The sequence below is a fragment of the Streptomyces corchorusii genome (assembly GCF_001514055.1).
Classification (GTDB): Bacteria; Actinomycetota; Actinomycetes; order Streptomycetales; family Streptomycetaceae; genus Streptomyces; species Streptomyces olivaceoviridis.
In genome coordinates, this window is the sequence record NZ_KQ948357.1 from 290,328 (window position 1) to 306,675 (window position 16,348).

Here is a 16,348-nt window from a genome sequence, read left to right on the forward strand (position 1 = left end):
AATCATCCTCCTGGACGGGCCGGTTGCGCGGCTTCCAGGAGTCCGGCGAGTTCCACCAGGTCGGTGCCGGTGAGACGGGGCAGGGTGCAGCCGGGCAGGACGCGGCAGGCGTCCCGCCAGGTCGCGGGGATGGCCGCGCCGCCGCCGAGGGCGCCGGTGAGCGCGCCGGCGAGGGCGGGCGCGGAGTCGGCGACCCGGGACAGGCAGGCGGCGGCCGGTACGGCCTCGGCGATCCGGCCCCGGGCCGCGGTGGCCAGGGCGAGGGCGACGGGAACGGTCTCCGCGGCGGCGATGCCGTAGCTGTAGACGTGGTCGACGATCTGGTGTTCCAGGAGGGGGACGAGGGCGAAGGCGGACTCGCTGTCCTCGGCCAGGGCGAGGGCGTGGCGGGTGTTGCGGCCGATCTCGGTGTCCGCCGGGAGTTCGGCGAGCGCGGCGGTCACGCAGGTGCCGGTGTCCGCGTCGGCGAGGGCGAGGGAGAGGGCCGCCGCCATGGCCCGCGCGCCGTGCACGCCGTCGCCGTCCTGGGTGTAGCGGGCGTCGAACTCGGCGAGCGCTGCGGCCTGTTGCGGGTCGCCGGGGTGGGCCACGGCGAGGACGCAGGCGCGGACGCAGGCCGCGTCGTCGAAGTAGTGCGGGTTGTCGTGTCCGGTGGCGGGCGGGCGCAGGCCGGTGGCGAGGTTGCCGAGGCCGGCGCGGACGGAGATGCGGGCGCGCAGCGGCAGTACGGCGGACTCGATCTCCGGGGCGCGGTCCGCCGCGGCGGCGACCTCACAGGCCACGGCGGTCCAGGTGAGGTCGATGGCGGCGCGCATACGGCGGGCGCGGCTGAGGTCGCCGAGGACGTCGTCGGCGCCGGCGCGCAGGACCGCCTCCGCGGCGAACACCGCCCACTCGGCGTCGTCGGAGGGGCCGAGGCGGAGGGGCTCGGGGGGTTGGTTGAGGGCGATCGGCACCGGGAGGGTGGTGGTGGCGTTCTGCTCGGCGAAGGTGTCCAGTTCCCGGGTGAGGCGGCGGGTCCACTCGGGCATCCGGGCGGCGCGGTGCCGGGCGGCGGGCCAGCCGGCGGCGTCTCCCGCGGCGAGGCCGAGGAGGAGGCCCTCGATACGGCGCGCTGTCATGGCCGGCCCTCGCTGTCGCATCGCCCGGCGAGGGGGCTCCGCCCGGTGCCCCGACACCCCTCGCCGTCCGGCCGCCCGGCCCCCACCAGGGGGCTCCGCCCGCTGTCCGCCGGCCCGGCGTTCCGGTCCCCCACCAGGGGGCTCCGCCCCCCGGACCCCCGATCCCCCGCCCACCCGCCACCCGACTCGGTTGGCTGGGTGGTGGGGGGAAGGGGTGGGAGCAGGTCGGTCGGCCGGGTGGTGGGGGGAAGGGGTGGGGGAAGTTCGGTCGGCTGTGGGGGTGGCTGCACCACATCCTCGACTGCCACCCGCTCCCCCTCCGCCACGGCCCCCGGCAGTGCCGCCACCAAGGCCGCCGCCGTCTCCGTCGCGATCGGCTCCTGCTTCCCCGCCGCTCCCGCTTCCGCGGTGCCCTCCACCAGCACGGTCCCTGGTACGGCCACAGCCAACGCCCCGGCCGCCTCCGCCGCGATCAGCTCCCGTTTCCCCGCCGTCCCCGCTTCCGCGCTGCCCCCCTCCACCACGGCCGCCGGGATCACCTCACGCTTCCCCGTCGCTCCGGCTCCCGCCGTACCCGTACCCGTACCCGTGTCCGCCTCCGCCGCCGTCACCAGGAGTTCCGCGATCTCCAGGACGTGGTGGCCGGTGATGGACGGGAGGCAGCGGCCCCGGGCCGGGCCGATCGCTGCGGACCAGTGGGGCGGGATCGCCGAGAGGCCCTGGCCGGCGCCGCAGAGGGCGCCCGCCACCGCCGCCGTCGTGTCCGCGTCGCGGCCCATGTTGACGGCCGTCAGGACCGCCTCCCGGAAGTCGCCGTCGGCCGCCGCGTACGCGCCGAAGGCGAGGGCGACCGCTTCCGGGGCCAGGTCGGTCCAGGGGTAGCCGCCGATGACGACCGCGGAGCGCACCGCGCGTTCCCCGTGGTGCGCCACCGACACCGCGCGCCGCAGGGAGCGAGCCGTCCAGGAGTCGTCCGGGATCACCGCGAGCGCGGCGGCGATGACCACCGCGACCGCCGCGCCGCTCATCGCCGCCGCCACGCCCGCCGCGACCGCCTGGCCGCCGTAGATGCCCTCGCCCTCGTGGCTGACGGAGCCGTCGACGGCCACCAGCCGGGCCGCTTCGGCGGGGCGCCCGGCGGCGAAGACCCCGAAGGGCGCCGCCCGCATCGCCAGCCCGTCGCTCCAGGCGTGCCGGTGCTGGGCCGAGATGGGCGCGGCGAGGCCGCGGCGGAGGTTCTCCAGCGTGCCGCGCTCGCTGAAGCCCGCGCCGCGGAAGGGCCCCTCCGCCCGGTCGGCGATCCATTCGTGCCAGGCCGCCTCGACATGCTCCGGGGTGAGCGCCGCGCCGTGCCGGGCCAGCAGCAGACCGGAGAAGATCGCGTACTCGGTGTCGTCGGTGCCGTACGGCTGCTCGCTGACGTACCCGGTGATCCGGCCCCAGCGGGCGCGGATCTCGGAGGGCCTGAGGTTCTCCGCCGGTGCGCCCAGCGCGTCCCCGACGGCCAGGCCCAGCAGCGCACCGCGGGCCCGCTCGCGGAGTCCGGCGGCGTCACCGGGCGCCGGGGCCGGGGGAGTGCAGGCGGTCGATGCCATGGGCGGCCTCCTTCGGCGGGCCCCACGGGACCCTTTGCGGATGTGTCCCACGGGAGGCGCCCGCGTGAGCCGGGGGAGGGGCTCTGTCACCCGGTCGGCATCTGAGCCATCTCTCGCACATCTGAGCGGCCGGGGGAGAAGTCGCAGGTTAGCCCAGCCTTTCCTTGCTGGCGCGGGCGAAATGATGAGCGTAAGTTCTGTGTTGTCGAAAAGTAGAACGCGTCCAAAGTTAGCTTTGGCTTAGCTTCCCTGGGGGACCCGGATGGCCATCATCGAAACCGAGGCCGCGCTGCACGAGGCGCACCGTGACAACCACACGCACCGCGATGTGAACGGCGGATGGCTGCGCCCCGCCGTCTTCGGTGCCATGGACGGCCTCGTCTCCAACCTCGCCCTGATGACGGGTGTGGCCGGCGGGTCCGTGACCCAGCACACCATCGTCATCACCGGTCTCGCGGGGCTCGCCGCCGGTGCCTTCTCCATGGCCGCCGGCGAGTACACCTCCGTCGCCTCCCAGCGGGAGCTCGTCGAGGCGGAACTCGACGTCGAGCGCCGTGAGCTGCGCCGGCATCCGCAGGACGAGGAGGACGAGCTGGCCGCGCTGTACGTGGCCCGCGGGGTCGAGCCGGGACTGGCCCGGCAGGTCGCCCGGCAGCTCTCCAAGGACCCGGAGCAGGCGCTGGAGATCCACGCCCGCGAGGAGCTGGGCATCGACCCCGGGGACCTGCCCTCGCCGCTGGTCGCCGCCGTCTCGTCCTTCGGTTCGTTCGCGCTCGGCGCCCTGCTGCCCGTCCTGCCGTACCTGCTCGGTGCGACCGCGCTGTGGCCCGCCGTCCTGCTGGCGCTCGCCGGTCTCTTCGGGTGCGGTGCCGTCGTGGCCAAGGTGACCGCGCGCAGCTGGTGGTTCAGCGGTCTGCGGCAGCTCGCGCTCGGTGGTGCGGCGGCCGGTGTGACGTACGCCCTGGGCACTCTGTTCGGAACGGCCGTAGGATAGTTCGACCGGTACCTATGCGATGGGCCGCATAAGTACCCGTTACTCGCTGGTTTCGAGTGCATGACCACCGGGCATGAGCCGTAAGCGCTGTGGGCAATGACGCCCGCCGCACCCCGCGGGGTGGGCGATGACGCTCGCTCCGGCCCCCTTCGGGCCGCCGGACGCCGATCCGACCGATCGTGTCCGCGACGGTCCCCCCGTACACACCTCGGCCGCCACCGCGCGGCCCCCCGCCGTCACCGCACGGCACCGCCGTCCTGGCACGGCACCGCGCCGCCACCGCACGGCACCCGCCGCGTTCGCGCGGCACCCGAGCCGCGACCGCGGCGTCCGCATGTTGGAACGGTGTTTCCGGTTCCCGAGAACCGCTCCATCATGTAACCTGCACGAAATTTTGATCTCATCGTAGATCTCACGCAGAGGGCCAACGTCGTCCCTCGGCACCTGCCACATGCCACATGACGACGACGGGAGAGCCGATGCGTACGCCGCGCCAGCCGTCCCAGCATTCCGCGAATGGCCAGAAGTGGTCGTTCATGGATGCTCGCCCTGCTGCGCAGGGTATGTACGACCCCCGCAACGAACACGACGCGTGCGGCGTCGGTTTCGTCGCCACCCTCACCGGCGAGGCGTCCCACACCCTGGTCGAGCAGGCCCTCACCGTCCTGCGCAACCTGGAGCACCGTGGTGCCACCGGCTCCGAGCCCGACTCCGGCGACGGCGCGGGCATCCTCTCGCAGGTGCCGGACGCCTTCCTCCGCGAAGTGGCCGGTTTCGACCTTCCCGCGGCCGGCTCCTATGCCGTAGGCATCGCCTTCCTGCCGGAGGACGGGACCGAGGACGCCGTCTCACACATCGAGACGATCGCCGCCGACGAGGGGCTGACCGTCCTCGGCTGGCGCGAGGTCCCGGTCGCCCCCGAGCTGCTGGGTGCCACCGCCCGCTCCACCATGCCGGTCTTCCGGCAGATCTTCGTCACCGCGGGCGCCAGCGAGGGCATCGCGCTGGACCGCAAGGCGTTCGTGCTGCGCAAGCGCGCCGAGCGCGAGGCCGGGGTCTACTTCCCGTCCCTGTCCGCCCGGACGATCGTCTACAAGGGCATGCTGACCACCGGCCAGCTGGAGCCCTTCTTCCCGGACCTGTCCGACCGCCGCTTCGCCTCCGCGATCGCGCTCGTGCACTCCCGGTTCTCCACGAACACCTTCCCGTCGTGGCCGCTCGCGCACCCGTACCGCTTCGTCGCGCACAACGGTGAGATCAACACCGTCAAGGGCAACCGCAACTGGATGCGCGCCCGCGAGTCCCAGCTCGCCTCCGACCTGTTCGGTTCCGACGAGAAGACCATCGAGCGCATCTTCCCGGTCTGTACCCCGGACGCCTCCGACTCCGCCTCCTTCGACGAGGTCCTGGAGCTGCTGCACCTGGGCGGCCGGTCGCTGCCGCACTCCGTGCTGATGATGATCCCGGAGGCGTGGGAGAACCACGACTCCATGGACCCGGCCCGGCGCGCCTTCTACCAGTTCCACTCCACGTTGATGGAGCCCTGGGACGGCCCCGCCTGCGTCACCTTCACCGACGGCACCCAGGTCGGTGCCGTGCTCGACCGCAACGGCCTGCGCCCCGGCCGCTACTGGGTCACCGACGACGGCCTCGTCGTCCTCGGCTCCGAGGTCGGCGTCCTCGACATCGACCCGGCCAGGGTCGTCCGCAAGGGCCGCCTCCAGCCCGGCAGGATGTTCCTCGTCGACACCGCCGAGCACCGCATCATCGAGGACGACGAGATCAAGGCGTCCCTCGCCGCGGAGAAGCCGTACGCCGAGTGGCTGGAGGCCGGCGAGATCGAGCTGGGCGACCTGCCCGAGCGCGAGCACATCGTCCACACCCACGCCTCCGTCACCCGCCGCCAGCAGACCTTCGGCTACACCGAGGAGGAGCTGCGCGTCATCCTCGCCCCGATGGCCCGCACCGGCGCCGAGCCGATCGGCTCCATGGGCACGGACTCGCCGATCGCGGCCCTGTCCGAGCGCCCGCGGCTGCTCTTCGACTACTTCACCCAGCTGTTCGCGCAGGTCACCAACCCGCCGCTGGACGCGATCCGCGAGGAGCTGGTCACCTCCCTGCGCTCGTCGCTGGGCCCGCAGGGCAACCTGCTGGAGCCGACCGCCGCGTCCTGCCGGTCCGTCGTGCTGCCCTTCCCGGTCATCGACAACGACGAGCTGGCCAAGCTCATCCACATCAACGCCGACGGCGACATGCCCGGCTTCAAGGCCGCCACGCTGTCCGGTCTGTACCGGGTCTCCGGCGGCGGTGAGGCCCTCGCCGCCCGCATCGAGGAGATCTGCGCCGAGGCCGACGCGGCGATCGGTAACGGCGCCCGCCTGATCGTCCTGTCCGACCGGCACTCCGACGCCGAGCACGCGCCGATCCCCTCGCTGCTGCTCACCGCGGCCGTCCACCACCACCTCATCCGCACCAAGCAGCGCACCCAGGTGGGCCTGCTGGTCGAGGCCGGTGACGTCCGCGAGGTCCACCACGTCGCCCTGCTCATCGGCTACGGCGCCGCCGCCGTCAACCCCTACCTGGCGATGGAGTCGGTGGAGGACCTGCTGCGCGCGGGCACCTTCATCAACGGCGTCGAGCCCGAGAAGGCCATCCGCAACCTGATCTACGCCCTCGGCAAGGGCGTCCTGAAGGTCATGTCCAAGATGGGCATCTCCACCGTCGCCTCCTACCGCGGCGCCCAGGTCTTCGAGGCCGTCGGCCTGGACGAGGCCTTCGTGGAGAAGTACTTCAACGGCACCGCCACCAAGATCGGCGGCGTCGGCATCGACGTCATCGCCCAGGAGGTCGCCGCCCGCCACGCCAAGGCCTACCCGGCCTCCGGCATCGCCCCGGCGCACCGCGCGCTGGACATCGGCGGCGAGTACCAGTGGCGCCGCGAGGGCGAGCCGCACCTGTTCGACCCGGAGACGGTCTTCCGCCTCCAGCACTCCACGCGCACCGGCCGGTACGACATCTTCAAGAAGTACACCGGGCGGGTGAACGAGCAGTCCGAGCGCCTGATGACGCTGCGCGGCCTGTTCGGCTTCAAGTCCGACCGGCAGCCGATCTCCATCGACGAGGTCGAGCCGGCGAGCGAGATCGTCAAGCGGTTCTCGACGGGTGCGATGTCGTACGGCTCCATCTCCAAGGAGGCGCACGAGACCCTCGCCATCGCCATGAACCAGCTGGGCGGCAAGTCCAACACCGGTGAGGGCGGCGAGGACCCGGAGCGCCTGTACGACCCGGCGCGCCGCTCGGCGATCAAGCAGGTCGCCTCCGGCCGCTTCGGCGTGACCTCCGAGTACCTGGTCAACGCGGACGACATCCAGATCAAGATGGCCCAGGGCGCCAAGCCCGGCGAGGGCGGCCAGCTGCCCGGCCACAAGGTCTACCCGTGGGTCGCCAAGACGCGCCACTCGACGCCGGGCGTCGGCCTGATCTCGCCGCCGCCGCACCACGACATCTACTCCATCGAGGACCTGGCCCAGCTGATCCACGACCTGAAGAACGCGAACCCGCAGGCGCGGATCCACGTGAAGCTGGTCTCCGAGGTCGGCGTCGGCACGGTCGCGGCCGGTGTGTCCAAGGCGCACGCGGACGTCGTGCTCATCTCCGGCCACGACGGCGGTACGGGCGCCTCCCCGCTGACCTCGCTGAAGCACGCGGGCGGCCCCTGGGAGCTGGGCCTCGCCGAGACCCAGCAGACCCTGCTGCTCAACGGCCTGCGCGACCGCATCGTCGTCCAGACCGACGGCCAGCTCAAGACCGGCCGTGACGTGGTCATCGCCGCGCTGCTCGGCGCCGAGGAGTTCGGTTTCGCGACCGCCCCGCTCGTCGTCTCCGGCTGCGTGATGATGCGCGTCTGCCACCTGGACACCTGCCCGGTCGGCATCGCCACCCAGAACCCGGCCCTGCGCGACCGCTTCGCCGGCAAGGCCGAGTACGTGGTGAACTTCTTCCAGTTCATCGCCGAGGAGGTCCGCGAGCTCCTCGCCGAGCTGGGCTTCCGCTCCATCGAGGAGGCCGTCGGCCACGCCGAGGTGCTGGACGTCGAGCGCGCGGTCGACCACTGGAAGGCACAGGGCCTGGACCTGGAGCCGCTGTTCCACGTGCCGGACCTGCCCGAGGGCGCGGTCCGCCACCAGCTGGTGGCCCAGGACCACGGCCTGGAGAAGGCCCTGGACAACGAGCTGATCAAGCTCGCCGCCGACGCGCTGGGCGCTTCGGACGCCACCGAGGCACAGCCGGTGCGCGCCCAGGTCGCCATCCGCAACATCAACCGCACGGTCGGCACCATGCTCGGCCACGAGGTGACGAAGAAGTTCGGTGGCGCGGGCCTGCCCGACGACACCATCGACATCACCTTCACCGGCTCGGCCGGCCAGTCCTTCGGCGCCTTCCTGCCGCGCGGTGTCACGCTCCGCCTGGAGGGCGACGCCAACGACTACGTCGGCAAGGGCCTCTCCGGCGGCCGGATCGTGGTCCGCCCGGACCGGGCTGCCGACCACCTCGCCGAGTACTCGACCATCGCGGGCAACACCATCGCCTACGGCGCCACCGGCGGCGAGCTGTTCCTGCGCGGCCGTACCGGTGAGCGGTTCTGCGTCCGCAACTCCGGCGCGCTGGTCGTCTCCGAGGGCGTGGGCGACCACGGCTGCGAGTACATGACCGGCGGTCACGCGGTCGTCCTCGGCCCGACCGGCCGCAACTTCGCGGCCGGCATGTCCGGCGGTATCGCCTACGTCATCGACCTCGACCGCGACAACGTCAACGCCGGCAACGCCGGCTCCGTCGAGGCGCTGGACGAGACGGACAAGCAGTGGCTGCACGACGTGGTGCGCCGCCACGCCGAGGAGACCGGCTCGACGGTCGCCGAGAAGCTGCTCGCCGACTGGGCCACGGCCGCGGAGCGGTTCAGCAAGATCATCCCCAGCACGTACAAGGCAGTGCTCGCCGCCAAGGACGCCGCCGAGCGAGCCGGTCTCACCGAGACCGAGATCACCGAGAAGATGATGGAGGCGGCGACCAATGGCTGACCCCAAGGGCTTCCTGAACCACGGCCGTGAGGTCGCCAAGACCCGCCCCGTCGACGAGCGGGTCAAGGACTGGAACGAGGTCTACGTCCCCGGCTCCCTGCTGCCGATCATCAGCAAGCAGGCCAGCCGCTGCATGGACTGCGGCATCCCGTTCTGTCACAACGGCTGTCCGCTGGGGAACCTGATCCCCGAGTGGAACGACTACGCCTACCGCGAGGACTGGGCCGCCGCCCAGGAGCGGCTGCACGCGACCAACAACTTCCCGGAGTTCACCGGTCGCCTCTGCCCGGCCCCCTGCGAGTCGGCGTGCGTGCTGGGCATCAACCAGCCGCCGGTCACCATCAAGAACGTCGAGGTCTCGATCATCGACAAGGCGTGGGAGACCGGGGACGTCGCCCCGCAGATCCCCGAGCGCCTGTCCGGCAAGACGGTCGCGGTCATCGGCTCCGGCCCGGCGGGTCTCGCCGCCGCCCAGCAGCTGACCCGGGCCGGCCACACGGTCGCCGTCTACGAGCGCGCGGACCGCGTCGGAGGTCTCCTCCGGTACGGCATCCCCGAGTTCAAGATGGAGAAGCGGCACATCAACCGCCGTATCGAGCAGATGCGCGCGGAGGGCACCCGCTTCCGCACCGGCGTCGAGATCGGCCGCGACCTCAAGGCGACCGACCTGAAGAAGCGGTACGACGCGGTCGTCCTGGCCGTCGGTGCCACGACCGCCCGCGACCTGCCGGTGCCCGGCCGCGAGCTCAAGGGCATCTACCAGGCCATGGAGTACCTGCCGCTGGCCAACAAGGTCCAGGAGGGCGACTACGTCACCGCGCCGATCTCGGCCGAGGGCAAGCACGTCGTCGTCATCGGCGGCGGCGACACCGGCGCGGACTGCGTGGGCACCGCCCACCGGCAGGGCGCGGCCTCCGTCACCCAGCTGGAGATCATGCCCCGCCCGAACGACGAGCGGCACCCGACGAACCAGCCCTGGCCGACCTTCCCGATGCTCTACAAGGTCACCAGCGCGCACGAGGAGGGCGGCGAGCGGGTCTACTCCGTCTCCACCACCCACTTCGAGGGCGACGAGGACGGCAACGTCCAGTGGCTGCACCTCACCGAGGTGGAGTTCATCGACGGCAAGCTCACCCCGAAGCCGGGCACCGAGCGCAAGATCCCCGCTCAGCTGGTCACCCTCGCCATGGGCTTCACCGGCACCGACCGGGAGAACGGCCTGGTGGAGCAGTTCGGCCTGGAGCTCGACGAACGCGGTAACATCGCCCGCGACGCCGACTTCCAGACCAACGTGCCGGGTGTGTTCGTCGCCGGTGACGCCGGCCGCGGCCAGTCCCTCATCGTGTGGGCGATCGCGGAGGGCCGCTCGGCCGCCCGCGGAGTCGACCGCTTCCTGACCGGAGCCAGCGACCTGCCGGCCCCGATCCGCCCGACGGACCGCGCCCTGGCGGTCTGACGCGCGCACAACGGACCCCAGGTCCCGCACAGACGTCCCGTACAAAGGCGTACGGAACATGAAACGGCGCCTGCCCGCCTGTCCCCGACCGGACGACTGGGCAGGCGTCGTCGCATATACGTCGCAGGGGTACGCTCGGGCGCCGGAACAGCCGAGGGGGAAGATCATGGCCGCGATCAGTCTGCGCAAGGTGGAGGAGACCGCGCCCGCGCTGGTCGGCGCCTACCGGTCGGCGGGGGTGTCCCTGCGCAAGCACGGCCTCGACGGACTGCGGGCCGCCGTCTACCTGGTGGTCGACTACTCGGGCTCGATGAGGCCGTACTACCAGGACGGCAGTGTGCAGGCGCTCGCCGACCGGGTGCTCGGCCTGTCCGCGCACCTGGACGACGACGGCCGGGTGCCCGTCGTGTTCTTCTCCACGGACGTCGACGCGGTCACCGACATCGCCCTCGCCGGACACGAGGGCCGCGTCGAGCGGATCGTGGCCGGTCTCGGCCACATGGGCAAGACCAGCTACCACCTGGCGATGGACGCCGTCATCGACCACTACCTGGACAGCGGCGCCACCCCCCCCGCCCTCGTCGTCTTCCAGACCGACGGCGGCCCGATCAGCAAGCCCGCCGCCGAGCGCTATCTGTGCAAGGCCGCGCGGCTCCCGCTGTTCTGGCAGTTCGTCGGCTTCGGCGACCCCGCCAGCCGGCAGTTCGAGTTCCTGCGCAAGCTGGACGAACTGGCGGTCCCCGGCAAGCGGATCGTGGACAACGCCGGCTTCTTCCACGCCGGGAAGGACCCGCGCCGGGTCTCCGACGCCGAGCTGTACGACCGTCTCGTCGGCGAGTTCCCGAAGTGGCTCACGGCCGCGCGCGCGGCGGGCGTCGTACGACCGGACTGACACGACGACCCCGCGTCGATCCGCCACCACCTCCTGGAGCCCGTCCGCGAGCACCAGGTCACGGCACTCCTCGGGCGTCCCCCGCGCCGAGCGCAGCGCCCGGGCCCTGGTCAGCCACAGGGACAGGTCGTACTCCGCCGTGTACCCGATCGCGCCGTGCAGGTGCAGCGCCGTACGGGCCGTCCGGTACGCCGCCTCGCACGCCGTGAGCTTGGCGGCGGCCACCTCCGCCGGGCGCAGGGACACCGCCGCGCCGAACAGCAGGGGGCGGGCGAACTCCAGGCGGTCTTCGCGTCGGCCAGGCGGTGTTCGACGGCCTGGAAGGAGCCGACGGGGACGCCGAACCGGGCGCGCTGCCTCACCTGGGCGATGGTCCGGTCGAGCAGGGCGAGGCCGACACCGAGGGCCTGGGCGGCGGTGGCCAGGCGGGTCCAGGTGAGCTCAGCAGCCAGCACCCCTGACGGGCGGGCAGACCACAATGGGTGCGTGCCGACCAAGAAGAAGCCCCAGGTGACCGCGGCAGCGGCCCGGCGCGGAGAGCTCCTGAGCACCGCCGCCGAGGTCTTCGCCGAGCACGGCTACAACGCCACCACCGTCCGCAGGATCGCCGACCGGGCCGGGATCCTCGCGGGCAGCCTCTACTACCACTTCGACTCCAAGGAGTCGATGCTTGAGGAGATCCTGCGGACCTTCCTCGACGAGCTCTGGGACGGCTACGACACCGTCCTCGCCTCCGGACTCGGGCCCCGCGAGACGCTGGAGGCACTGGTCACCGAGCCCTTCCGGGAGATCGATCGGCACCGCGCGGCCGTCGCGATCCACCAGAAGGAGAGCAGACAACTCGCCACCCAGGACCGGTTCGCCTTCCTCGCCGAGTCCCAGCGCCGGTTCGAGAAGGCCTGGCTCAGCACGCTGGAACGCGGGGTCGCCGAACGGGTCTTCCGCGCCGACCTGGACGTCCGGCTCACCTACCGGTTCGTCCGCGACACCGTGTGGGTCGCCGCCTCCTGGTACCGGCCCGGCGGCAAGCACAGCCCCGAGGAGATCGCCCGCCAGTACCTGTCGATGGTCCTGGACGGGATCGCCGTACGCGAATAGCCCCTTTCCGGCAGTGGGAGTTGCCATGGCCGAGGCCTACATCGTCGAAGCGGTCCGCACACCGGTCGGGCGGCGCGGGGGAGGACTCCCCGCGGTCCACCCGGCCGGCCTGGGCGCGCGGGTGCTCACCGCGCTGGTGGAGCGCTCCGGGATCGACCCGGCCGCCGTGGACGACGTGGTCTTCGGCTGCCTGGACACGGTCGGACCGCAGGCCGGTGACATCGCCCGCACCTGCTGGCAGGCCGCCGTCCCCCTCGGCCTGACCGAGCGCCCCTTCCTCGGCAGCACCGGCCGGCGCGCCCGCTACGGCGACCGGCCCGTCAACCAGTTCGCCGGCGCCGAGACGATCGCCGCCCAGTGGGGGATCGGCCGCGAGGAACAGGAGGAGTTCGCCCTGCGCTCGCACCGGCGCGTGATCTGGGCGATCGACACCGGGCGCTTCTCCCGCGAGACCGTCCCGTGCGGCCAGGTCACCGTGGACGAGGGCCCGCGCCGGGACACCTCCCTGGAGAAGATGGCCGCCCTGCGCCCGGTCCTCGACGGCGGCACCGTCACCGCGGCCTGCTCCTCCCAGGTCTCCGACGGGGCCGCGGCCCTGCTGCTCGCCTCCGAACGAGCCGTACGCGACCACGGGTTACGCCCGCGCGCCCGCGTCCACCACCTCTCCGCGCGCGGCGAGGACCCCATCCGCATGCTCACCGCGCCCATCCCGGCCACCGCGCACGCCCTGAAGAAGACCGGCCTGACCCTCGACGCCATCGACCTCGTGGAGATCGACGAGGCCTTCGCGCCGGTCGTCCTCGCCTGGCTGAAGGAGAGCGGCGCCGACCCCGGCAAGGTCAACGTCAACGGCGACGCCATCGCCCTCGGCCACCCCCCTCGGCACGACCCGCGCCCGGCTGATGACGACCCTCCTGCACGAACTGGAGCGCACCGGCGGCCGTTACGGCCTCCAGACCATGTGCGAGGGCGGCGGCCAGGCCAACGTGACGATCATCGAACGGCTGTGACACCACGGTGGGACGCCCGGCGAACGGCCGTGACCGAGTGCCGGGACGGCGGCGGAACAGCGGCCGGCCGGCGTTCGCCGAAGCTGCTGGCGGAGACGGAGCCGCCTGGGAAGGTGTACGGGGCGTAGATCCTGGTCGGCTAGGTGTCGCACTCCAGCACCGTCCGGCACAACCCGCACCGCGCCCGTACCCGCCCCCGCACCGGCACCCTGATCCGCTGGTGGCAGGTGGGGCACGGGAAGGTCACCCCGAGGTGGCCGCCGCTGTCGGGGGTGAAGGTGTACGGGGCGGCCGGCGGGGCGCCCGAGGCGTGCCGGCGGTCGTGGGCGTAGCGGCGGCGGCCCGCCCAGCCGGCCGCCGTCAGCGGCGGCTGCTGCCCGTCCTGGCGAGCCCGGGCCATCCCCTTGACGTAGGCGGTGTAGGCCTGCGGGCTGGTGAACCACACCGAGGGGTCCTCCTGGAAGAGCAGGGCCCGCTTGGCCAGGACGTAACCGAACTCCTCCGGGGTGAGATAGCCGAGTTTCTGCGACGAGACCCCGTCCTCCCGGTAGGCGTCCAGCAGCAGCCAGCCCGCGCCCAGGTAGGTCGTCGCCGTGTCCGTGAGGATCTCGTTCTCCGCCGTGCTGGGGAAGGCGAGATCCAGGCGGTGCAGGTAGACGTGCGCCACCTCGTGGGCGAGCGCGGCACCGATGTCCCTGCGGTGGGTGCGGAACCGGTCGTTCAGCTCGACGAAGTACTCGGGGCCCGCCGCGAGTTCGACGTTCGCCGCGTGGGTCATCTCCCGGAAGCCGACGATCAGCCGCGCGTCCGGCAACCGGAAGTGCCGCACGATCTCCCGGGCCACCCGCTGCGCGCCCAGATGCAGGTCGTCGGTGTCGCAGAAGGCCACGTCGGCCGGGGCCACGCTGGCCGAGAACGTCTCGATGGTGTCGCGGGACAGCCGCCGGTACAGCGCGGTGATCGCGGCCCGCACCGTCTCCAGGTGCGGGTAGCCGTGCTGGACCGGTCCGCCGTTCCCCACGTCGGCACCCCCTGAAGCCGCCGGAACTCCCTACCACTGTAGGCGGGACGGCGGCACGGGAACGGCCCTTCGGTCGGCAGTCACCCGGACAGCGGTCGGGAAGGGGCCCTGGTGGCGTTCGGCGTCCGGACAGCCCCCGTGCCGTGGTCGGGGAGGGTCCCGATGCCGTCGGTCACCCGGATGGCAGGCGAGAAGGGCTCCGACCACCCGTCACACTCCCCACCTCCCGTCACACCGCCACCGCCCGTCACACCGGCACCAGCCGCGGTGCCGGTCCGTCCGGTGTGCCGCCGTCCAGTTCCAGCAGCCACACCTCGTTCGCGCCCTCCCGCAGCACCGGCCCGGGGACGTACAGCGACCGCTGCGGGCCCACCGCCCAGTAACGTCCCAGGTTGAAACCGTTGATCCAGACGAAGCCCCGCGTCCCGCCCGGCAGCTCCAGCCGCGCGTCCCCGGCCCCGCGGACCGTGACCGTGCCCCGGTACAGACCCGGCGCCCCGTCCCCGGGCACCGGGCCGAAGGGCACCGCGTCCACCCCGTCGGCGAACGCGTCCAGGTCCAGCCCACGCGCGCGTACCCCGTGCAGATACTGCCGCTCGTGCAGGACACCGCCCGTGACGCCCTTCGCCTCACCGAGCCGGGGCCCGTAGTTCACCCGCCCCAGGGACTCCACCCACAGCTCCACGCGCGCGGGGCCCGCGACCGGCTCCTCCAGCCGCGGCTCCGCCTCCGTCAGCACCCCGGCCCGCTCCCCGTCGACGTACACCACCGCGAGATCCCGCAGCCCGCGCACGGTCAGCGGGTACGGCCGCCGGGGGCCGGGCACGTCCACCGTGTAGCGCACGAGGCCCCGGGCGATCCCCAGCTCCTCGAACGTGGGCGGCACGGGGCCGGCCGTCTCCGGACCGCCCAGCGCCTCCAGGACGTCGGCCGGCGGCGCCCAGCCGGTGAGCTCCGCCCCGGCCGGGGCCGCCAGCGCGGCGGGCCGCGAGGGCGGGTCGGGCAGCGGGCCGGGCCGGTAGGCGGCCAGCACCTCGCGGAAGCGCCAGAACTTCTCCGTGGGGCGGCCGTACTCGTCCACCGGCGCGTCGTAGTCGTACGAGGTCACGTCCGGCTCCAGCGGGCCCTCGTGCAGCTCGCCGCCGCCCCGGTTGGCACCCGCCCAGCCGCCGAAGCTCGTGCCGCCGTGCGCCATGTAGAGGTTCACCGACGCCCCGCACTCCAGGATCTCCCGCAGCGCCTCGGTGGCCTCGGCCGGATCCCGTACGGCGTGCTCACCGGACCAGTGGTCGAACCAGCCGCACCAGAACTCCATGCACATCAGCGGGCCCCCGGGGCGGTGGCGGCGCAGCGTCTCGAAGGCCACGCGCGCGTGGGAGCCGAAGTTCACCGTGGCGAGCACCCCGGGCAGCGAACCCCCGGTCAGCATGTGGTCCTCGGGGCCGTCCGAGGTGCACAGCGCGGCGGTGACCCCCTCGGCGCGCAGCACGCCGGCCAGCTCCTCCAGATGGCCGGTGTCACTGCCGTAGCTGCCGTACTCGTTCTCCACCTGGACCATGACCACCGGACCGCCGCGGTCGATCTGGCGGGGCACGATCTCGGGCAGCAGCCGCTGGAACCAGTTCCGGACATGGCGCAGGTACCGCTCGTCACACGTACGCGCGCGCGTGCCCGGCTCGCCCGTCAGCCACACCGGCAGCCCGCCGTTCTCCCACTCGGCGCAGATGTAGGGCCCCGGCCGCACGATCGCCCACAGGCCCGCCCCGCGGACCGCGTCCAGGAACCGGCCGACCGCCCCCACGTCCCGGAAGACGCCCGGACGCGGCTCGTGCAGGTTCCACGGGACGTACGTCTCCACACAGTTCAGGCCCATCGCCCGCAGCATCGCCAGCCGGTGCCCCCACTGGTCCTCGTGCACCCGGAAGTAGTGCAGCGCCCCGGACAGCAGCCGCACCGGCCGCCCGTCCAGCAGGAACCCGGACTCCCCGACCGCGAACGCGCTCATGCGCCGCCCCCCACCCTGATCTCGTCCTAGGGCCTCAGCCTCACCCCTACCGGCGACCGGCGCCATGGACGAAGATCA

At 72.8% G+C, this 16,348-nt stretch carries 8 protein-coding genes and 3 pseudogenes; 6 read left to right on the forward strand and 5 right to left on the reverse strand.

Annotation, left to right across the window (positions count from 1 at the left end):
• Positions 1-2: 2 nt before the first annotated feature.
• Together AQJ11_RS19835 and AQJ11_RS51125 are read right to left on the reverse strand one after the other, a co-directional pair.
• Positions 3-1,121 (reverse strand): ADP-ribosylglycohydrolase family protein, encoded by a 1,119-nt coding sequence (locus AQJ11_RS19835; RefSeq protein WP_058080180.1) that lies wholly within the window; start codon positions 1,119-1,121, stop codon positions 3-5.
• A 578-nt stretch (positions 1,122-1,699) separates the two neighbouring features.
• Positions 1,700-2,716: pseudogene (locus tag AQJ11_RS51125) on the reverse strand (ADP-ribosylglycohydrolase family protein); the annotation flags it as partial.
• Positions 2,717-2,978: 262 nt separating this feature from the next.
• Between AQJ11_RS51125 and AQJ11_RS19845 the strand changes: the two are divergent.
• The 4 genes from AQJ11_RS19845 to AQJ11_RS19860 all read left to right on the forward strand — a co-directional run bounded on the left by AQJ11_RS19845 (position 2,979) and on the right by AQJ11_RS19860 (position 11,136).
• Positions 2,979-3,710, forward strand: a complete 732-nt coding sequence (locus tag AQJ11_RS19845; RefSeq protein WP_058080179.1) for a VIT1/CCC1 transporter family protein — start codon at positions 2,979-2,981, stop codon at positions 3,708-3,710.
• Between the two features lie 479 nt (positions 3,711-4,189).
• Positions 4,190-8,788, forward strand: a complete 4,599-nt coding sequence (gltB, locus tag AQJ11_RS19850; RefSeq protein ID WP_208616569.1) for a glutamate synthase large subunit — start codon at positions 4,190-4,192, stop codon at positions 8,786-8,788.
• The gene (locus AQJ11_RS19855; protein ID WP_014672105.1) at positions 8,781-10,244 is read left to right on the forward strand and encodes a glutamate synthase subunit beta; all 1,464 of its coding nucleotides are present in this window, start codon (positions 8,781-8,783) and stop codon (positions 10,242-10,244) included. Before gltB ends, AQJ11_RS19855 begins: the two co-directional genes overlap by 8 nt.
• 166 nt (positions 10,245-10,410) lie before the next feature.
• Entirely contained in the window at positions 10,411-11,136 is a 726-nt protein-coding gene (locus AQJ11_RS19860) for a vWA domain-containing protein (protein WP_059263901.1), read from the forward strand.
• 48 nt (positions 11,137-11,184) lie between these two features.
• On the opposite strand, the pseudogene AQJ11_RS46080 reads toward AQJ11_RS19860, so the two are convergent.
• A pseudogene (locus AQJ11_RS46080) lies at positions 11,185-11,585 on the reverse strand (acyl-CoA dehydrogenase family protein); the annotation flags it as partial.
• Between the two features lie 37 nt (positions 11,586-11,622).
• On the opposite strand from AQJ11_RS46080, the gene AQJ11_RS19865 reads away from it, so the two are divergent.
• A complete protein-coding gene (locus AQJ11_RS19865) occupies positions 11,623-12,234 on the forward strand; it encodes a TetR/AcrR family transcriptional regulator (protein WP_059263902.1) in 612 nt (203 codons plus the stop codon).
• Between the two features lie 25 nt (positions 12,235-12,259).
• Positions 12,260-13,244: pseudogene (locus AQJ11_RS19870) on the forward strand (acetyl-CoA C-acyltransferase).
• A 139-nt stretch (positions 13,245-13,383) separates the two neighbouring features.
• On the opposite strand, the gene AQJ11_RS19875 reads toward AQJ11_RS19870, so the two are convergent.
• Together AQJ11_RS19875 and AQJ11_RS19880 are read right to left on the reverse strand one after the other, a co-directional pair.
• A complete protein-coding gene (locus tag AQJ11_RS19875; RefSeq protein WP_059263903.1) occupies positions 13,384-14,265 on the reverse strand; it encodes a hypothetical protein in 882 nt (293 codons plus the stop codon).
• A 247-nt stretch (positions 14,266-14,512) separates the two neighbouring features.
• Positions 14,513-16,270: a glycoside hydrolase family 35 protein gene (locus AQJ11_RS19880; protein ID WP_059263904.1), complete on the reverse strand. Its 1,758-nt coding sequence runs from the start codon at positions 16,268-16,270 to the stop codon at positions 14,513-14,515.
• Between the last annotated feature and the right edge of the window lie 78 nt (positions 16,271-16,348).

Bases quoted from the DNA above. Each gene is read 5' to 3' on its own strand.
- AQJ11_RS19880 (WP_059263904.1), bottom strand. From the start codon at position 16,270: ATGAGCGCGTTCGCGGTCGGGGAGTCCGGGTTCCTGCTGGACGGGCGG.
- AQJ11_RS19835 (WP_058080180.1), bottom strand. From the start codon at position 1,121: ATGACAGCGCGCCGTATCGAGGGCCTCCTCCTCGGCCTCGCCGCGGGA.
- AQJ11_RS19855 (WP_014672105.1), top strand. From the start codon at position 8,781: ATGGCTGACCCCAAGGGCTTCCTGAACCACGGCCGTGAGGTCGCCAAG.
- AQJ11_RS19860 (WP_059263901.1), top strand. From the start codon at position 10,411: ATGGCCGCGATCAGTCTGCGCAAGGTGGAGGAGACCGCGCCCGCGCTG.
- AQJ11_RS19845 (WP_058080179.1), top strand. From the start codon at position 2,979: ATGGCCATCATCGAAACCGAGGCCGCGCTGCACGAGGCGCACCGTGAC.
- gltB (WP_208616569.1), top strand. From the start codon at position 4,190: ATGCGTACGCCGCGCCAGCCGTCCCAGCATTCCGCGAATGGCCAGAAG.